Source organism: Microcystis aeruginosa LEGE 91341 (assembly GCF_015206885.1).
GTDB lineage: Bacteria > Cyanobacteriota > Cyanobacteriia > Cyanobacteriales > Microcystaceae > Microcystis > Microcystis aeruginosa_H.
Map to the genome: position 1 here is coordinate 24,615 of NZ_JADEXY010000007.1, position 18,418 is coordinate 43,032.

Sequence of the window (18,418 nt, forward strand, 5' to 3'; positions counted from 1 at the left end):
TAATATAATGTTAATTGAGCTTAGAAGGAGATAAATCGATGACGGCATCCTATGAGCAAGACTTTGGACTTTGGGCCGAACAAATGGCCGATTTATTAGCCTCTGGTCGGTTTTCTGAGTTAGATATTGAGAATTTAGTCGAAGAGGTGCGGGATTTGTCGAAACGGGAGCGCGATCGCTTACTTGCTAGTCTAAGATTAATTTTGCATCATTTATTAAAGTGGGACTATCAACCTCAACGGCGATCGCACAGTTGGTTGGGAACTATTCAAGGAGAAAGAGCTAATATTAGGCTTTATTTGGACGATAGCCCCAGTTTAAGGCGATATTTAACCGATGAAAGCCTATTTAAACTCTATGCTGTTGCTTGTTCCGATGCCTTTAGAGAGACGGGATTAGAGTTTCCCCCCGTTTGTCCCTACGGTATTGAGGATATTTTAAATCGTTCTCTTCATTTGTCGGAATGATAGGCGAAAAACGATTAAAGTTGGTAAGCTTAGATAGTATCCACAGGATCTTAAGTTTATCGCCATGATTGACTGGTTAATTGTCTGGGGGGTTACTCAAGCCGCAGGTTCGCTTGTTCGTTCAGTAATGCAAGAGTTGGCCATAGAGGGTGCAAAAGATTACGGAAAGGAATTTTTTAAAAATAGTCTAGGTAAAGTGTTACATTTACCCGAAAAAGATGTTCAAAAAGAAGCTTATGGAAAAGCAATGAAGGAGTTTTTAGAACTCTTTCAGCAACAGTTAGAAATGGCCGATCTGGAGGATGATCAAATTAAAAACTTTGAAAAACCCCTCAAGACTTTTATTAAAGATGACCAAGTTAAACCTATTTTAGGGGATGCTTTTGATATTGATTGTCAAGTTCTTGATAATTTTACGTTAGCTCAATCTTGGCAAAGACTTAATTTACCCCCGTTACCTGCTGAATTTAACTGGGAAAAACTCAGTAAATTTTATTTGAGAAAAACTCAGTAAATTATTCAAAATTCTGAAAAGTTAAGAGCCGTTTTTTTAGTTCAGTTACAGGATAAAAATAGCCAAAATATTCAAGAAATAGCAGGAGTTAAAACAGATTATAATTTAGATAACTATGCGGAAGGCTTAAAAAAGGAATATGGCCATCTTAAATTAGAATGTTTAGACACAACGACTTATGAGCAAATTAAACTCTGGCGAATGTTTGTGCCGCAAAATGTGAGACGATGCAAACAATTTATTCCTCAACTTTATGAATTACCTAAAGAAGTGCTGCAGGAACTTGTAGATAGGGGAGAAATTACTCAAGCGGAGTTAGAACAAATACAAGCAGAACTAGAACGAAAACGGCGAGAATATGTCAATGAAAAATTAGATCCTGTTTTGGATATCGTCAATTCTTCTGAATACCGACGAACTGTAATTTTAGGCGATCCGGGGGCGGGAAAATCGAGTTTATTGCAGTATTTAGCTTTAAATTGGGCTGAAAAAGAACTCAGTCAGCGTGTTTTGCTTCCCCTTCCTCTTTTGATAGAATTGCGTATTTATGCCAGAGATAAAGATGAAAAAAAATGTCAGAATATTCTAGAATTTTTCCATCAAGGTAATCTGATTTGTCATCTCAATCAACTTACTTTAGATGATAAGCTTAAAAAGGGTCAAGTTCTTGTGCTTTTTGATGGATTAGATGAAGTTTTTAATCCTCAATTAAGAGAAGAAATTGTCACGGATATCAAACGTTTTAGTATTCAATATTCTCAAGTGCAGATTATAGTCACTTCTCGCTGGTTAGGATATAAAGCAGAAGAATTAAATCATGCTGGTTTTGAACATTTTATGATCCAAGATTTAGATAAAGATCAGATTGAAGGTTTTATCAAACGTTGGCATGATTTGGCTTTTGAAAATCGAGATGATAAAACCCAAAAACAATAACGTTTACAAAAGGCAATTAAGGAGTCAAAAGCGATTCGAGAATTAGCAGGAAATCCTTTATTATTAACGATGATGGCTATTCTGAATCGAACTCAAGAATTACCAAGAGATCGCTCAAAACTTTATGAAAAAGCGTCAGAGGTGTTATTACATCAATGGGATTTTGAAACCAAGGAAGGATTAATTGATCCTGAACTGAAAAAATATCTTTATAATATTGATCTACGAGATAAAAGGGACATTCTTCGTTTAGTCGCAAGTGCCATACAAGCAGGGGAAAAAGGGTTAGCTGTTAATTTAATCTATAAGGAAGAATTAGAAAACATTTTGACTCAATATCTTCAAGGAACAGGAATTAACAAACGAGACGCTAGTGATCTGACTGATTTAATTATCAAACAACTGCGCTATCGTAATTTTATTCTTTGTTCTTTAGGTGGCAATGCTTTTGCTTTTGTTCATCGAACTTTTTTAGAATACTTTTGTGCTTGCGAGTTTTATGAAAGATTTAAAAACCGAGGATTACCAGACGGAATTAATCTTGATGAATTGAAAACCAAAGTATTTGGAGAACATTATTCAGATCCTGTTTGGAAAGAGGTTTTATGTTTATTGATGGGGATGCTAAGTGCAGAATTTCCCAAAGAAATTGCTGAAGAATTAATTAATTATCTCATTGATATGGAGGAAAAAGATCAGGAATTTGCTCATCTTTTTTTGGCAGCAGATTGTTATGGAGAATTGCGAAACCAGTCTATTTATGTTGAACTAAGTCAGCGATTGTTAGATAGTCTTCAATCCTTAACTAAATCGTCTTATAGGTATGCTGATACTGATTTTAAGGAAAAACCAGTTGCTAAAATTGGAGCAATTTGGCAAGATGATCCGACAGGATGGAGTGTTCTTCAAGCTATAGCAATTGAGCAAAATTACTGGAGTGGCGCAAGGGAAGCTGTTAATCAATTATCTAGAATTGCTAAAATTCATTCTGAGGCGTTAGTTTATCTACAGGAAGTTGCTAGACAAGGTGAATCAGCGGCAGGTACAGCAGGTCAAGCTTTAGCCAATTATTGGCGAGATAATCCGCAAACTTTACCCATTATTCAACAACTAGCTAACAAGGGTGAATGGGAAGCAATTGAAGCTTTAGTAACCCATTGGCGAGATAATCCGCAAACTTTACCCATTATTCAACAACTAGCTAATAAGGGTGAATGGGAAATTATTGAACTTCGTAGAGCATTAGGTAGAATACCAATTGACTCAGAAATAGGAGCAATTATCGAAACCATATTATCTAGAAAGGATCTAGATTCTGACATTAAAGAAGAGTTTCGAGAACTTCTTGGGCGTAATAATTTCAGAGAGTTGAGAATCCCTGATCAATATAGTCAGCACGAAAGCGGCGGCGGTCATTTTTCTACTTTAACAACTAAAATAACTGATGCTGAAATTTTAGTAAAATCTTTACAGGATTTGGGAATAATAGTTAAACGTGAAGCAGATGTTCGTGGTTCTAACGGTCAAAGAGTTAGAGTAGATATTGTTGCTGTGCTAGAGGGAGATTATGATCTAGGTTGGATTCGTAATACTGACGGAAGTTTTGACTTGATTGTTGATATATTGGGAGTTGCTAAAAAACATGATCAAACTGAATTGATTAATAGTATCAATGCAAAATATGCTGTTAATAAAACCCTTAAAGAAATTAAAGAGAGAGGTTTAAATCAGCGCGATCTCTAATCTGCTAATTTTGTAGGGTGCGTGTTTGCGGCTACCAATTCTGTTAAAAAACCAAAATTAACAATCTGCACCCCACGCAGCAAATTTATTATTAAATTGGTGCGTTACGCTTTCGCGCTTTGCACCCTACGATTTATGTTTTTGTTTGTGGCGATTATCTCTGATAAAAACCTAAATCAACAATCGGCTGTAACACATCAACTTGATCATTAAACTGGTGCGTTACGTTGTCAAATATCATCTTCAGTTAATTCTGAATCTTTGAGAATACCTTTTAATGTTCCTATCGGTAAATCTCGATTTCCATGTATTGGTATAACAATAATTGCAGAAATATTTTCTTTGGTATAGATATAATGACTTCCTTTAATTCTTGCCAATTTCCAGCCAAATCTTTCAACGACTTTACATAATTTTTTACCTGAGATTGACTTCATACAGAAATCTCCACTAATTGCTGATTCTCTTTTCGATCAAGTAATTTTTTTTCATGAGAAACTTCTAACCAGCCTTCTATTGCCTCTTTAACCATGACCATCAAATCATCATAATTTTCTGCCCAAGTATGACAACCAGACAAAGCTGGTACAGTTGCACACCAAACATCATCTTCTTGCCAGACAACCACTTTGATATTCATAATAAATATTTTTTATTGACTAAGATTATTCTAATAATAACATGAATTTGTTTTTTTGTGTAAGCCTGATCTTGTAGGGTGCGTTAGGCAGCGATTATCTCTGATAAAAACCTAAATCAACAATCGGCTGTAACACATCAACTTCATCATTAAATTGGTGCGTTACGCTATCGAATGGCGTACCCGACGATTGATGTTTTTGTTTGCGGCGATAATCTCTGACAAAAAACCAAAATCAACAATCGGCTTCATCATTAAATTGGTGCGTTATGCTATCGAATGGCGCATCCTACAATTTATTTTTCTGTTTGAGCGTGATCGTTTATAATCAAAATATCATTATTTTGGAGTAAAAAAAATGCGTAAACAGACCATTCAATATACATCATCTTTAGATGCTTTGATTGCTGTTGCCAAGCGACTTAGCGTCTATGAAAACCAACATAAAATGGATTCCGAAGATTTTTATAAGGAATACAATCGGGGAACATTTTCAGATGATATAATATTTATAGAATGGTCAAACGATTATCGTCATTACCTTGCTTTGCGTCAAGAATTAGAACAAAAATTAAATCATGCTGCTTAAACTTTTATCTGATTACCTCAATCAAGTAGAGCAAGCAATTGTGCAGTGTGAAAATGCCTATGTAGAACTTTATCAAGAAGAAATACTGACATCACAAAGAGCCAACTTAAGAATTAGGTTGCGTTTCAAGCAGTGATCGCCGATCTTGTAGGGTGCGTTCCCTGATGCAACCCTTGTTACTCCATTCGTTTGATGATGGGGAACGCACCACCAAACACGGAATATTCAGTGGATTAGGGTGTTAGGGGTTTGGGAAGGAGAATTTAGATTAAAATAGATAACAGATAATTAGCAAAGTCTGCTCATAATGCCGAATATTATCTGGTCGGATTACTTACAATATCGAGCCAAACTGAGAGGATTTGAACTTGCTAAAATAGAAGAGATTCTCAAATACTCTGGAGAAAGGTACTACGATACTGAAACGGGTCGTCTTATTGCCGTAGGCAAGCATGATAATCGTTTAGTAATTATTCCTTATGAATACGATGATAATTTTATAACTCCTGTCACCATTCATGCGACAACACGCCAACAAATTCGATTTCGCCTAACAACTGGGAGATATACTATCCATGAGTAACCCTAAAATGAGATACTTTGAACAAGAAGACATTCTTCATTTAACTATTTCTGATGAACCAGAAGCTAAAAGTGTAGAAATTAATCCAAATATTACCGCTGAACTTAATGATTTAGGAGAATTAATTGGCCTAGAGATTACCAATGCTAGTTCTTTTATCCGAGATTCAATTTTAGAGTCAACCCAAGGAAAAATATTAAATTTGTCCGCCCAATGACTTATTGAGTGCGATCGCCGCTCTTGTAGGGTGCGTTAGGCGGCGATAATTTCTGATAAAAAACTCAAATTAACAATCCGCCGTAACACATCAACTTCATTATTAAATTGGTGCGTTACGCTATCGAATGGCGCACCCTACAATTTATGTTTCTGTTTGAGCGCGATCGTTTATAATCAAAATATCATTATTTTGGAGTAAAAGAAAAATGCGTAAACAGACCATTCAATATACATCATCTTTAGATGCTTTGATTGCTGTTGCCAAGCGACTTAGCGTCTATGAAAATCAACATAAAATGGATTCCGAAGATTTTTATAACGAATACAATCAGGGAACGTTGTCAGATGATATAATATTTATAGAATGGGCAAACGATTATCGTCATTACCTTGCTTTGCGTCAAGAATTAGAACAAAGATTAAATCATGCTGCTTAAACTTTTATCTGATTACCTCAATCAAGTAGAGCAAGCAATTGTGCAGTGTGAAAATGCCTATGTAGAACGTTATCAAGAAGAAATACTGACATCACAAAGAGCCAACTTAATAATTAGGCTGCGTTTCAAGCAGACCCATTTATTAGAAATAAACGAAGCTATAATAATCACAGACAATTACTTAGAATTCCTAGATTATCGTTACCATTTCCAAGATGAAAAAAATAACCTAGTTTTTCGTTATGATAGTACCCCTCACTTTCCCAATCTCTCTACTTTTCCCCATCACAAGCATTTACCAAACGATGTAATTAGTTGTCACAAACCTGAAATTACTCAAGTCTTAACAGAAGCAACAGAGTTATTGAGGTAAATAAAACCTATTTAATGCGATCGCTGATCTGGTAGATTGCGTTAGACAACAATCCCAACATTAGGGGCGCAAAGAACTTGCCCCCTCTGGATATCACGGTAATTCCCCTGACCGTAGCTTCTAGCGGAACATTGCCCGGAGAGAACTGGAGAATTGATTGGCTACCCGTGCGGCCACTAATCCCGAAAGGGCAGCAACCACCACTGTGGCAAGGCAGGTTAGCTGGGCTGCCCCCGGACCCCCCACCCCCAGCACCATCGCCACGGCGGTCAACGGTAGGCGATAGCCGCCCGCAATACCGGCCGCTGCTCCCGCCGCACCGGCCAGATCCCCCGAAATCTCAAAGGTGGTGGCGAACACCCGGCCACTGAGGTCGCCGATCGCCAGAAAAGGGACAAACACGCCACCACAGCCCCCGGCTAAAACCGCAGCGGTGGTGAAGGCAGCCCGGAGCAGAGCTACCGCTAACAGATGGTAAGCAGTTGTTTCAGTGTTTTCGGCCCAGAGGATAGCGGCTCCCCCCGGCCCAAAAGCCGCTGCCGGAGTCGCCACCCGTCCGATCACGATCGCCAAGAACAGCATCATCAGGCCACCGATCAGGAGACGAGTGGCGGGCTTGTCCCGCAAGCCTCTAGCCCAGTAGATCGCCTCACCGGTGAGGGCTGTAATCATGCCAGCGATCGCTCCGATCAATAAAGTGGCACCCACCGCATCCCAGAAGTCAGTCGGGGCAACCTGCGGCACCACCAGCCGGATCAGTTGCAGCTTAAAGGCAACGTTGACCCCCCATCCCACCAGTCCCCCAGCTAACATCGCCGCTGCCCGCTCCGGGGTGATCGGAACCTGACGTCGCTGACTCAACTCAAACATAAAGAGGCTGCCCACCAGAGGGATTCCCATCAGGGCAGAAACACTGGCCGCACCGCCACCGATGGCCAGGGGCCGCACCAGTTGACGCAGGGCTGGATTTATGCTACCCAACCAGGTTCCCGTTGCCACGCCAATATGAGCCGCCGGTGATTCTGTTCCCATGGGCGCACCCAGCCCAACAGTGGAGAGGATGGCTAGGGCGCGCAAGGGGGCTAGATTCCAGGGGAAGCGCTCTTCGGACCCAGATGCGTTCACCACGTCACCGGTCAGATCGGCGCGAGCAATGTCATGGGGGAAGGAGTACCAGGCCATGAGAGAACCCCAGCGGCCAGAGGCAGTGGCCTCGCGGGGAGCTAAGGTCTGTACGGGTTGGCCTCTACCCAGTCCAAACAGGACTAGCACTGCTAAGGTAACGCCCACCAGAGGCAGCAGCAGTAGCCAGACAGTGCCTAGGCCAGAGGCAATCCTCAGGGTTTGCTTAATTGCCTCAGTCAGCAGTACCGCGGCCAGAGAACCGATCAAACCGCCGAGCAGACCAGCAACGGCCCATAGGCCTACCCTAGTTAACAGAAGTTGTAGTTTGTTATTTAGCATCGCGCAAAGAAAGTTAAGCTTTTATTGTTCTGATAGCAATTCTATTTGAGTCGTCAAGCAAAACACCCTGAAAGTCTTTACTATATACTAGGTCGTTTCGATGGGACGCTTCTCGGCAGACTCCCCCTCAACAGGAGAATTAATTGCCGGATTCTCTTGTCTCGTGCCAAGGTTCCATCTTGCAATGGGAAAAGTGAGCGTCTCCCTTCCTTCCCTGCGTTACAAGGGAGACATGGCAACGAGGTGTCTGTAAATATCTCTTGCCGATTGCCTATCCCAACCAAGAAATTAATTTTGCACGACTACCTAATAGTGCCGTGGAGTATAAACCCACTGCTTGGTTTTACCCTGCTCAATCAGGCGAGTTTTACTAGATCCGATCAAAATTATGGTTCGCATATCCGCGTCGTTAATAGTCATATCCTCTAGGAATTTCACCGTCACTGTTTCCCCTTTTCGTCCTAAATTACGCGCTAATACCACGGGAGTTTGCGGCGATCGCCATTGTAATAAAATCTCTTTTGCCTTCTCTAATTGCCAAGTGCGCTCTTGAGACACAGGATTATAAAATGCGATCGCTAAATCTGCCCGGGCTGCTAACTCAATACGCTGAGAAATCACCTGCCAAGATTTGAGAATGTCTGATAGGGAAATCGCACAAAAATCATGGCCTAAAGGTGCGCCAACCCTGGCAGCCGCCGCCTGCATGGCCGAAATCCCCGGACAGACCTGAATGGCCACCTGCTGCCATTCCTGTTTTGCTTTTTTTTCTAATACCTCAAACACGGCCGCAGCCATGGCATAAATTCCAGGATCTCCGGAGGAAACTAAGACAACCGATCGCCCCTTAGCCGCTAAATCTAGGGCAATTTCCGCGCGATCGAGTTCCACCCGATTATCCGATTCATGGCGGACAATTTCTGGGTTTCTCAAGTATTCTACCAAATCCAAATAGGTTTTATAACCCACCCAATCCGTGGCTTTTTCTAACACTTCTCGAACTTCCGGCGACATCCAATTTAGCGCACCCGGTCCAGTTCCGACTATGGCTAATTTACCTTGACTTTCCTGGGCAAAATCCCCTGATGAAAAACTGGATTTTTCCTTAATTGGCTGGCTTTCCTCACAGAGATAAACTAAACAGGTATTGCTAGGTTTTGCCAAGTTTAAGTTATTTTTATCTATAATCTCAATGCTCAATTTTGCTGTTGATGAAATTGGTAAACTACTATTTTTTAACCAGTCCGCTTCACCGATTAATTTTACTTTTTCACCTGCCAATAAATCGGACAGAAACTTCTTAGCATCATCGGGATTAACTAACTGATAACCCTGTGGTGGCGATAATAAAGTAGTTTTAAATCTAATATCACCAGTGGTAGTAATTGCGGGGGAAATTTGCCAAACTGAGGCAATTTGACGAGCGAGATCATTAACCCCTTGTAAACCCCCCAACAAAGGCACTACGGCGCTGCCATCTTCTGCGATTGCTAATACAGGCGGTTCTTGCCATTTATTAGTTAATAAAGGTGCTAAAGTGCGAATTAAAATACCCGCCGCACAAATGCCAATAATTGGCGTTCCCGTCTGGAAAAATTCTCGCACCGTTTCGCCAAAATTAGTATAGGTAAAATCAGCCGACTGGGTACGATTTATTAACCCATAAATCACTGCTTCCTGTAGGACCATTTGCACTTGACGAGCCACGGGAATGCTGGTTTCTCCTAAAATGAGAATAGCTGGAGGTTTCATTTAGCTTCCCCTGACTGCGCTGCGGTTAACTTTTGGACAAATTCTTGATGTTCTACCGAGTTAATTCCAGCCTTTAAGATGTCCAACACCCGTGACATATTGCCGTTGAGCATGGCAGATTCGACAAGCTCACTGCAAGCTGAAATATCTAACCACAAACCCGGAAATACTAGAGAGCAAATCACTCCTTCTTGGTTGGGTAACAAAGAAATATAATCGCCATTTTCTAAACTAAACCAATCAATTTTTTGATCAAATACTTGCCAAACAAGGTATTCTTGAATGCCACCGCGCCGATAAGCACGTTTTTTATCCCCTAAATCTATGGCGGCACTACTAGCGGCAATTTCTACCACTAATTCCGGCGATCCTTCTAGGTATCCCTCTGCACTTAGGGTTGATTTCCCCCCGCTTTCTTGACTAATTAATAACACCCCATCCGGCTGTAGTTCGTTGTCGATATCCAAGCGGACTGTTGGCTCAATACCCATTTGTACTTGGGGTGTAGCCGCTTGATAAACTCCCAACCAAGTGATTAAACGTCCGTGGGGTTCAGCATGAAATTTAAACCTTAATGGCGATGCCATATACACAACTCCTTCGATCAGTTCGGCTTTTTTTAATCCTGGCATAGCTTGATAACGGCACTCGAATTCGGGACAAATTAAGCGATCCCCATTTTCTAAAGGGGGTAAATGTTGAGTGGTTACAGTCTGAGAAGTTAAGGATTTAACTGGGGAAGAAGTCATGGTGGCAGTCTTTGGGAACAAAACAGCATTGATTTTATTATAGATTGTTTCATTGGACTTCTTGAGGGATTTAATTTTTAAATGAAATTTCGCCAGAATTCCTGAGTTTTTAGCGATGGGATGAATGGCGACCAACAGATAGACAATTACCAAAAACTATAGCATTTATCTTAGTGATGAGGTACAAAGTTTTCCTTTTCGGAAGTCGGTAGTCGATACCAAATTAGGTTACACTTCATCTAGTTATGAGAAATGCTGTCATAACTGATACAGCGAGCCTAAATGAAAGGTAAACGTCCTCTTCTCGAGCCTACCCATTCACGAGTCAATTAGGCACACTATAACTGATAACTGATAATCGATAACTGATAATGTTGGTTCCCCTTACCCGTCAATCGATCGAGCAAATTGTCCCAATTATCGCCACAGGCCCCCAGTACGCCCACTATTGGGGTAAATGGTCTGATTTTCTGCGCCGTTTATTTATTTCTATCATCGCTCTCACCGCAGCTTGGTTAATCGGTAATTTATTCGGCCCTGGTGGTTTAACGATTAAACTGATTTTCGACATTATCGCCGGTTTATATTGGCTCTGGGGTCCGGTCTATTGGGCCAGTGTTCGCAATAATACCTATCGTCGTCTTCCCTACGGGGGGTTTTGGCGCGGTCGCGTTTTCGATGCTTTTGTAACCGAGGAATTAATCGGGGAAGAAGAAAGGGTAAATAAACGCGGGGAATTAGAGATTATCGAAAATCGCCAGCGCTGTATTAATCTAGAAATCGGTGATCAAACTGGCTTTTCGGCGATCGTTCGCGCTCCCCTCAAACGCATCCATAAATCGATCCGTCCCGGGATGGTGGCCGAAGCTTTGTTAATGTCTCGAGACCCCGATTTAGGGGATATCAATCAGCTTTCTGATGTCCATCTTCCCCAACTCGACCAGTGGATAGGGGAATATCCTGTGCTGCGACGGGATATTTTTCAGCAAGTTAGTCGAGAATTAGGAGGGGGAAAAGAACCCCGGACAAAACCTTCTCGTTACTCTAATAATGTCATCCGAAGACGCAAAACCCGTTAATTTTTCGGCGATCATTGAAAAAACACCGATTTCTCGGCTATCAATGAGTAATAATCAATTAAATGGTCTATTTACAGAGTTTATGCCATTTAATCCTTATTTTTGCCGTTTTTGAACCATCAAAAATTAATTACGCAGGAGGTTTAATATATAGCGTTTTTCAGTCTGATGAGGTACAAAAGTTATGGGTTTTAGGCAAAAGGGAAGAAAAATAAGCGTACCTCACTAGCTTAGGAAACGCTATAATGTTAATTGAGCTGAGAAGGAGATAAATCGATGACGGCATCCTATGAGTAAGACTTTGGACTTTGGGCCGAACAAATGGCCGATTTATTAGCCTCCGGTCGGTTTTCCGAGTTAGATATTGAGAATTTAGTCGAACAGGTGCGGGATTTGTCGAAACGGGAGCGCGATCGCTTACTCGCTAGTGTGAGATTAATTTCGCATCATTTATTAAAGTGGGACTATCAACCTCAACGGCGATCCCGTAGGGCGGTTTCATTTAAATTAAGTACAGCTGATTTTGAGTCAATAAATTTGACTGAAGATTCTCAAGTTTATCTTTCTCTAACTAAAAGAGTTAGTCACAATAATTAATCTTTAATCTTCTGCTCATATTTATTATGAAGAGATTGATACAGCTTGTTAACAAACCACTAAAAGCCTATCTCTCTTGAAATTGTCTGAGAGTACATCCTGTTAATTTAGCTGATTTTTCTGCTTCTTACGTCGATAAAACTATCAGTTTTTTCCAACGTTCAGCTAACCACCTCTGTCCCTCCGTTATTGAGAGAAAACCCAGAAGACACATCAAATATCCTACAATAATATTTGTTAAAGTAGGCATAAGTGCGGGTAAATATTTTTCTCGCAAATTTTCATACTTCGGTTGACAAATGAAATCACGACATTTATTAAGAACAATAGCAAACTAACGAAAATCATCATTATCTTCTACTCCTTTAATACTGTTACGAGGGGCAATAGATTCAGGAGCATCTGCTAAATCTACCTCCCATTCCTCAATAATATCAAGTGCAATTAAAGCGTTCTCATTGTCGGCAAATTCAATACGGTACTGATCAATTTTTTCTGGTGTTAAACGAGTTGCATCTGACATAATATGATCCTTAAAGCCAAAACCAATTTTTTCCCATTATCTCAGCTTATTAGCTCCTAATCCCAGCAAAGCAAAAAAGCGGTTAAGGATGTCGTGAGGACAATCCCTCGCTTTAGCTTGTCTACAACTTTATAATCGTCTCGTCGCTAACGGTTTTGACTTTACCGATCGCAAGTTAATCCAGTCGAGATTAGCTTAGAAGACTAAGAAGAAGCGAATTTTTGGGGATGAGAATTTACTTTTGTCAAAAATCATTACATATTCGCAACAAAATAAACTTTTTTGATCAAATTAATGTACCATACTTAGATAAGGTGATCAATTATTTTGACCGCCGAGATTTTTAATCATTATAAGATTGTTTCCCTAATTGCCAAATTAACAATTACATACCGAAAAACAATGACAGCAGAATTTAAGTTTATTCCCCTGCAATTTAACTGGGCTGCTATCAATCCTAAACCTATTGGGGTTGTCTATTTTATCGGTGGTGCTTTCTTCGGCACTTTTCCCAATCTGTTCTATCGTTATCTACTCAAACAAGTCTTTGAACGGGGCTATACTATTATTGCTATTCCCTATCGTTTTACTTTTCGCCATTGGAATGTTTCCATAGAAATGGTCAAAGATTTGATTGGATTGAGAAAGGCTATTTATGAAGAAGCTAAGTTTTTAGGCTATGAAGATAACCTTAATTTGTACTTAGAGGATCCCACTGCTGGTAATCCTAATTATTTTTGGATGGGCCATAGTTTAGGGTGTAAATATATCTCCCTTTTAGAGGTTTTAAGTGATGTGGAAAACACAGAACTAGAACAGGTTTTGAGTGGTTGTGTCGGGAAAAATCAAGCCGAAGATATTCAAAAATCGCTGAATAATACCGATATTCATACCGTATCTTTGAAAAATCAACCCTCACTTTTACTGGCTCCTGTAATTGCTGGCATAGATAGCGCAATTCCCATAGCTGCCCTAGCTAAATTAGTGCAGAGTTTGGGTTTAGACGTACAACCAAACGTGCAGGAAACCCGTTGTTTAATTAGCAATAGTAAGCTATTTCGACTCTTGGAAATTATCGCATTTGCTAAGGATCTACAGGCTAAAGATACGGTAGCCTGGTTCATTAAAGAACTAAGTCAACAACTCTTAAAACCAGTAGTTCCCTTAGCCAATCGCGGCCATCTAGCACCCCTTGGCTGGCGCAATGGCGACCAAGAATTAGCCGATAATGTGATTAAATCAATCCAGGAATTACGCGCTAAACTTATCTCCTGTTATCCCCAAAGTCAGGAAAAAGAGGAAGTCTTAATGAAAATGATTTCTGAACATTAATCAATTGAGGATAGGGAGAGGTTAGTAACAGTCAATATTGCCACCTGAATCGCTTTTTCGATGGCCTGTTGTTTGCTTTCTAAACTAATCCCTTCCTCTTTGCTTCTTTCGGCAATCACAGCACAAATACAAGCGGCAGTAAATCCATAAACCCCCGCCATTTTCAATAAAGTCCCCGCTTCCATTTCATAATTGAGAATATTTAAACGTCGATATTCTTCCGTAATTCCCTCTAAATGGCGCTGAAGATAAGGGTTAGCAGAAGACACAATTCTTTCCTGTCCTTCATAAAAACTATCCACAGAAGCGGTAATACCTAAATGATAATTTACTCCCAAAAATTGAGCCGATTTGACTAGAGCAACTGTCAAAAAAGGATCCGCCACTGCGGGATATTCCGGAGGAGCAATATCATTAGCTGCACCTTGCCTACATAAAGCCGCTTGGGAGATAATAATATCACCAATTTTTATTCTATTTTGAATTGCGCCACAAGTACCAATACGAATAATAGTTTTAATTCCCACCTGTATTAATTCATTAACCACAATACTCAAAGATGGCGCACCCATGCCACTGGTAGCCAGAAGGATTGGGGTAGAATTATCTAGATAGCCAAGATAACTATTTAATCCGCGATAATCCGATAGTAAACGTGCATTTTGTAAATAATTTTCAGCAATATAGCGTGAGCGTTCTGGTTCCCCCGATAATAGGGTGATAGTCGGTTTTACTGTGCCTAAATCCTCACTGCTAAAGTTGAGATGATAGGGTTTTTGGTGAGATAAGATATTGGACATTTAAATTAAATTAAGAGCAGTTACTTTGGTTAAATAGGCTTTTGGTTATTATAACAACTTGAGGTTTAAATTGAAATTAAATATTTAATTATTGACAGAAGAGAATCAAGCTTAAGGACGACTATTGATGTTAAGTTCTTGCACTAATTTCTGTACTGTGGTTGAGGGATTGGCATCAAAAGGATGTTTTTTTGCTTCATCTCTATCTTGAATAAGTTTTGCTGTATTAGTGATTGCTGTTGTCTGGTATGGCTTTAATTTTTCGTACATATCCTCTCGATTTTTTGCATATTTTTCTTTCTTGTTTAATAATCCATACTTTTTCATCTGGGTATTTAAAATTTTTTGGTATTTACTTCGGGATGTGGCAATATCCAGATATTGAAAGTGTAAAATAAACCAAATTTCAAAAGCTTCATTAGAATAGGCAATCTTGATGTTTTTTTGTTTAGCCAGTCTTTCCGCTTGATTAAATTGCTCTTTAGAACAGTTATCTTTATCAAAAACACACCAGATTTGATCGAATGAGTCATCTTGTTTTAGATTATCTATAATCTTAATAGCTTTTTCGACTAAACTCAAGCTATTTTTACCTTCACCTCGCACCGTAACTTCAATTTTCTTAGGAACATCAAAAGCCTTAAAATAGTTAACTTCAGTTTTTTCTCCCTCGCAAACAATTAAAAATCTTTTTCTTGTTTTTCTAGTCTTAGTTTGGCGACGCAAATAATCAGAAGTATTCCTGTTGTTACTCATACTAATTACCAATAATTGTACTTAAATCACCAATAAAAGGTATTGCTCCATAACGACCTTGAATATAATCTTTTTCAAAGGGATTATTATTATTAATATCAGCAAATTCCACCAAAGAATATAAATCTGTTGCTCCTTGATGATTTTTTTCGGTAAACCAAATTTGATCCCTCCTTAAAAATTTATAACTAAGTAAATTAATATCGTGAGTAGTAAAAATAAGTTGAGCATTTTTGGGATTAGTTTTCTGAGAATTAAATAATTCGATTATATTTCTAGTCATTAGAGGATGAAGTCTGGCATCCAATTCATCAATTACTAAAACTTCCCCTCTTTGCAAAGTGTCTAAAATCGGTGCTGACAGAGCAAAAATCTTTTTAGTTCCATCAGATTCATGTTTGTCCATATCAAAAATTTCTAACTCAATCATTTTACCTGTTGAGTCATACTTTGGATGATAGGTTTTTATGGTAGCGGACTTTATTTCACCGCTAGAGTCACTGATGATATTTCTGACAACATCCTGTAAATCTTGCGGGAAACTATCTAAGGAAATTTTTCTCGTTTCTGTTTCTAGGTTCAGATTGTCAATACTTAAATCTAATTTTTTAATTAACTTAGTCACATCATAAATCAAATCTTGTCTATCAGAAAGATACTCAAGCGTAATCGCTTTTAATAATTCCACATTTAACCCAGACACAACACCTAAGTGACTAAACCAAGAGACAATTTCCACCGCTAGAGAATCATTAAATTGAGCCGCTAGTGATAAAAAGAGAGTATTTTTTTTTGTCAATCCTCTTAGTATATTACCTTGTTCAATATTTTTGCTATATTCTATTTTATCGCCTTGCCGATTAAAAATTTTAGTTTCACGACTTCTGGGCGTACAAAATAACCATTCGGAAACTACTCGCTTTTGAGTTGCTTCAAATCCATATCTATAAGTTTTGTTTTTTAGCTGAAAAACTATTTCAAAAAAGGATGGTTTATCAACAGTTTCGGTACTTAATCTAAAGTCTTCCACATCTATTTTGTCAGTGATTTGTAATTTTGCAGAATTCATGACAAACCGTCGCATAAAATTGAATGCCAGAATTAAATTACTCTTACCACTGGCATTTGCTCCATAAATAGCGGCACTTTTCAGTAAACTAAATTGTTGATTAACCTTAAAAACATTATTTTTATCAAGCTCATCATTACTACAGGCATCCTCCACCGCTACCATGCTGAGAGTGACTACATCTTTAAAAGAGCGATAATTGCCGACACTAAATCCGATGAGCATTGCATATTAACCCTAACAGTCTCTAAGGAATAAAGGAGACGATACTTTTATTTTATGCACTTGTTGAGCATTTGAACAAGAATTGTCCTCAGAATCAGCAAACAATCACTGAAAAAGGTAAGGAATTGATTTTCCTTACCTGATGATTGTAGCCTTTTGAAAACAAATTTACACTTTTGCTGACTCTTTAACTAACTTGTCCCAACCCAATTCCTTGAGGTTATTGTTGCGACGCAGGGGACGAGTAGCTAACTCTAAAATATCTCGCGCATTGGTAAAACCATGAATTTGAGCAAAAGTAAATTCTACCGACCATTTAGTGTTAATTCCCCGCGCTTCTAAGGGATTTGCATGGGCCATTCCTGTAATCACTAAATCGGGTTTTAACTCGTAAATGCGCTGAATCTGATTATAGTTATCAGGTTTTTCGATAATTTTCGGTATGGGAACACCCATATCATTACAGGTTTTTTCTAGTAATGCTAATTCGGCCGCTTGGTAGCGTTTATCCATGTAGGGAATACCGATTTCATCACAAGTCATCCCACAGCGAATTAGGAAACGTGCCAGAGAAATTTCTAGTAAATTATCCCCCATAAAGAAGACCGATTTACCGCGCACAAGTTGCAGATAATCCTCTAAACTTTCCCAAATTTTTGCCTCTCTTTCTTCTAATCCTTGGGGTTGTACTCCCAAAACTGAACAGATTTTTTCTATCCAAGCACGGGTTCCATCCGGACCGATGGGAAAGGGTGCGCCAATTAATTTACACTTACGACGACGCATTAAAGTGGTGGCAGTTCGTGATAGAAAAGGATTGACACCAGCGACATAATAACCTTCTTCAATTACCGGTAATTCGGTAAAGCGTTTGGCCGGCAACCAACCATCAATTTTAACTCCTTGTTTTTTCAATTCTAGGGTTAAATTGGTCACAATTGGGTCGGGAACAGAACCAAATAAAACTAAAGGAGGATGGTCTTTATATTCCGATTCTTCCTGTTTAATTTCTTCTTTTTTACGTCCAAAAGTTAAGAGTTTCTGGATAGCATTCCGTTCTTCTTTTTCATCTTCATGCTTAACTTTTTCGGGACATTTATGCACCATGGAAGCGAGGACAGTATCTTCTCCTTGGGTAAAAGCATAATCTAAACCATTAGCGCGTGCTGTCACGATAGGAATACCGATTTCTGACTCTAGTTTCGGTGCTAATCCTTCTAAGTCCATTTTGATAATTTCGGTGGTACAAGTACCAATAAAAACGATAACGCTAGGGTTTCTATCTCGTTTAATTTGTAAGCAGAGGCGTTTTAATTCTTCGTAGTCTTTTAGTTGAGCGGAAATATCCCCTTCTTCTAATTCAGCCATGGCATAACGTGGTTCGGCAAAAATCATCACCCCCATAGCATTTTGCAGGAAGTAACCACAGGTTTTTGTGCCGATAACAAGGAAGAAACTATCTTCGACTTTTTGGTATAACCAAGCAACACAGCTAATCGGACAAAAGGTGTGATAGTTGCCGGTTTCACAATCAAATTGTAAAGCGCTCGGTTCTTGAGTGGCGGTCATGT

General features: G+C 39.4%; 21 protein-coding genes and 3 pseudogenes. 14 read left to right on the forward strand and 10 right to left on the reverse strand.

Going from position 1 to position 18,418, the window contains the following annotated elements:
• The first annotated feature begins 38 nt into the window (after positions 1-38).
• From IQ234_RS02370 to IQ234_RS02380, 4 genes and pseudogenes are all read left to right on the forward strand, one after another.
• Complete coding sequence (locus IQ234_RS02370) at positions 39-467, forward strand: DUF29 domain-containing protein (protein WP_193955890.1); 429 nt, start codon at positions 39-41, stop codon at positions 465-467.
• 127 nt (positions 468-594) lie between these two features.
• A pseudogene (locus tag IQ234_RS20910) lies at positions 595-1,140 on the forward strand (signal transduction protein); the annotation flags it as partial.
• A gap of 48 nt (positions 1,141-1,188) precedes the next feature.
• Complete coding sequence (locus IQ234_RS20915) at positions 1,189-1,917, forward strand: NACHT domain-containing protein (RefSeq protein ID WP_322743422.1); 729 nt, start codon at positions 1,189-1,191, stop codon at positions 1,915-1,917.
• A gap of 1,374 nt (positions 1,918-3,291) precedes the next feature.
• Positions 3,292-3,660, forward strand: coding sequence for a DUF1257 domain-containing protein (locus tag IQ234_RS02380; protein WP_193955916.1), 369 nt, complete (start codon positions 3,292-3,294; stop codon positions 3,658-3,660).
• Positions 3,661-3,890: 230 nt separating this feature from the next.
• Here the strand turns inward: IQ234_RS02380 and IQ234_RS02385 are convergent, their stop codons facing one another.
• Together IQ234_RS02385 and IQ234_RS02390 are read right to left on the reverse strand one after the other, a co-directional pair.
• A complete protein-coding gene (locus IQ234_RS02385; protein WP_193955891.1) occupies positions 3,891-4,097 on the reverse strand; it encodes a type II toxin-antitoxin system HicA family toxin in 207 nt (68 codons plus the stop codon).
• A complete protein-coding gene (locus tag IQ234_RS02390; protein ID WP_046662329.1) occupies positions 4,094-4,300 on the reverse strand; it encodes a type II toxin-antitoxin system HicB family antitoxin in 207 nt (68 codons plus the stop codon). Before IQ234_RS02390 ends, IQ234_RS02385 begins: the two co-directional genes overlap by 4 nt.
• Positions 4,301-4,457: 157 nt before the next feature.
• Here IQ234_RS02390 and IQ234_RS02395 point away from each other — a divergent pair, with 157 nt between their 5' ends.
• The 6 genes from IQ234_RS02395 to tumE all read left to right on the forward strand — a co-directional run bounded on the left by IQ234_RS02395 (position 4,458) and on the right by tumE (position 6,501).
• A complete protein-coding gene (locus IQ234_RS02395) occupies positions 4,458-4,628 on the forward strand; it encodes a hypothetical protein (protein WP_193955892.1) in 171 nt (56 codons plus the stop codon).
• Between the two features lie 30 nt (positions 4,629-4,658).
• Positions 4,659-4,889 (forward strand): antitoxin TumA, encoded by a 231-nt coding sequence (gene tumA, locus IQ234_RS02400; RefSeq protein ID WP_193955893.1) that lies wholly within the window; start codon positions 4,659-4,661, stop codon positions 4,887-4,889.
• Positions 4,890-5,196: 307 nt separating this feature from the next.
• A complete protein-coding gene (locus IQ234_RS02405) occupies positions 5,197-5,472 on the forward strand; it encodes a hypothetical protein (RefSeq protein WP_193955894.1) in 276 nt (91 codons plus the stop codon).
• Between the two features lie 7 nt (positions 5,473-5,479).
• Positions 5,480-5,689: a DUF2283 domain-containing protein gene (locus tag IQ234_RS02410; protein ID WP_228008337.1), complete on the forward strand. Its 210-nt coding sequence runs from the start codon at positions 5,480-5,482 to the stop codon at positions 5,687-5,689.
• 208 nt (positions 5,690-5,897) lie between these two features.
• Positions 5,898-6,128, forward strand: a complete 231-nt coding sequence (tumA, locus tag IQ234_RS02415) for an antitoxin TumA (protein WP_193955896.1) — start codon at positions 5,898-5,900, stop codon at positions 6,126-6,128.
• Positions 6,118-6,501, forward strand: coding sequence for a toxin TumE (gene tumE, locus IQ234_RS02420; RefSeq protein ID WP_193955897.1), 384 nt, complete (start codon positions 6,118-6,120; stop codon positions 6,499-6,501). Before tumA (IQ234_RS02415) ends, tumE begins: the two co-directional genes overlap by 11 nt.
• Positions 6,502-6,621: 120 nt before the next feature.
• Here the strand turns inward: tumE and IQ234_RS02425 are convergent, their stop codons facing one another.
• From IQ234_RS02425 to IQ234_RS02435, 3 genes are all read right to left on the reverse strand, one after another.
• Positions 6,622-7,965, reverse strand: coding sequence for a chloride channel protein (locus IQ234_RS02425; RefSeq protein ID WP_193955898.1), 1,344 nt, complete (start codon positions 7,963-7,965; stop codon positions 6,622-6,624).
• A 306-nt stretch (positions 7,966-8,271) separates the two neighbouring features.
• Entirely contained in the window at positions 8,272-9,717 is a 1,446-nt protein-coding gene (gene cobJ, locus IQ234_RS02430; RefSeq protein WP_193955899.1) for a precorrin-3B C(17)-methyltransferase, read from the reverse strand.
• Positions 9,714-10,466, reverse strand: coding sequence for a Uma2 family endonuclease (locus tag IQ234_RS02435; protein WP_228008338.1), 753 nt, complete (start codon positions 10,464-10,466; stop codon positions 9,714-9,716). Before IQ234_RS02435 ends, cobJ begins: the two co-directional genes overlap by 4 nt.
• A gap of 371 nt (positions 10,467-10,837) precedes the next feature.
• Between IQ234_RS02435 and IQ234_RS02440 the strand changes: the two genes are divergently transcribed.
• The 3 genes and pseudogenes from IQ234_RS02440 to IQ234_RS02450 all read left to right on the forward strand — a co-directional run.
• Entirely contained in the window at positions 10,838-11,545 is a 708-nt protein-coding gene (locus IQ234_RS02440) for a phosphate ABC transporter permease (protein ID WP_110577595.1), read from the forward strand.
• 62 nt (positions 11,546-11,607) lie between these two features.
• Positions 11,608-11,760 carry a hypothetical protein gene (locus IQ234_RS02445; RefSeq protein WP_193955918.1) on the forward strand — a complete coding sequence of 51 codons (153 nt, stop codon included), beginning with the start codon at positions 11,608-11,610 and terminating at the stop codon, positions 11,758-11,760.
• Between the two features lie 61 nt (positions 11,761-11,821).
• Positions 11,822-12,031, forward strand: a pseudogene (locus IQ234_RS02450) (DUF29 domain-containing protein); the annotation flags it as partial.
• Positions 12,032-12,350: 319 nt separating this feature from the next.
• On the opposite strand, the pseudogene IQ234_RS02455 reads toward IQ234_RS02450, so the two are convergent.
• A pseudogene (locus IQ234_RS02455) lies at positions 12,351-12,665 on the reverse strand (hypothetical protein); the annotation flags it as partial.
• A gap of 402 nt (positions 12,666-13,067) precedes the next feature.
• On the opposite strand from IQ234_RS02455, the gene IQ234_RS02460 reads away from it, so the two are divergent.
• On the forward strand, positions 13,068-13,997 hold the full coding sequence (locus tag IQ234_RS02460) for a DUF1350 family protein (protein ID WP_193955900.1): 930 nt from the start codon (positions 13,068-13,070) through the stop codon (positions 13,995-13,997).
• Here the strand turns inward: IQ234_RS02460 and IQ234_RS02465 are convergent.
• The 4 genes from IQ234_RS02465 to IQ234_RS02480 all read right to left on the reverse strand — a co-directional run bounded on the left by IQ234_RS02465 (position 13,994) and on the right by IQ234_RS02480 (position 18,416).
• Positions 13,994-14,797, reverse strand: coding sequence for a nucleoside phosphorylase (locus IQ234_RS02465; protein WP_193955901.1), 804 nt, complete (start codon positions 14,795-14,797; stop codon positions 13,994-13,996). The genes IQ234_RS02460 and IQ234_RS02465 overlap by 4 nt on opposite strands.
• A 111-nt stretch (positions 14,798-14,908) precedes the next feature.
• Complete coding sequence (locus tag IQ234_RS02470; RefSeq protein ID WP_193955902.1) at positions 14,909-15,553, reverse strand: RloB family protein; 645 nt, start codon at positions 15,551-15,553, stop codon at positions 14,909-14,911.
• A 1-nt stretch (position 15,554) separates the two neighbouring features.
• On the reverse strand, positions 15,555-16,847 hold the full coding sequence (locus tag IQ234_RS02475) for an AAA family ATPase (RefSeq protein ID WP_193955903.1): 1,293 nt from the start codon (positions 16,845-16,847) through the stop codon (positions 15,555-15,557).
• Positions 16,848-17,015: 168 nt separating this feature from the next.
• The gene (locus IQ234_RS02480) at positions 17,016-18,416 is read right to left on the reverse strand and encodes a ferredoxin:protochlorophyllide reductase (ATP-dependent) subunit N (protein ID WP_193955904.1); all 1,401 of its coding nucleotides are present in this window, start codon (positions 18,414-18,416) and stop codon (positions 17,016-17,018) included.
• Positions 18,417-18,418: the final 2 nt, after the last annotated feature.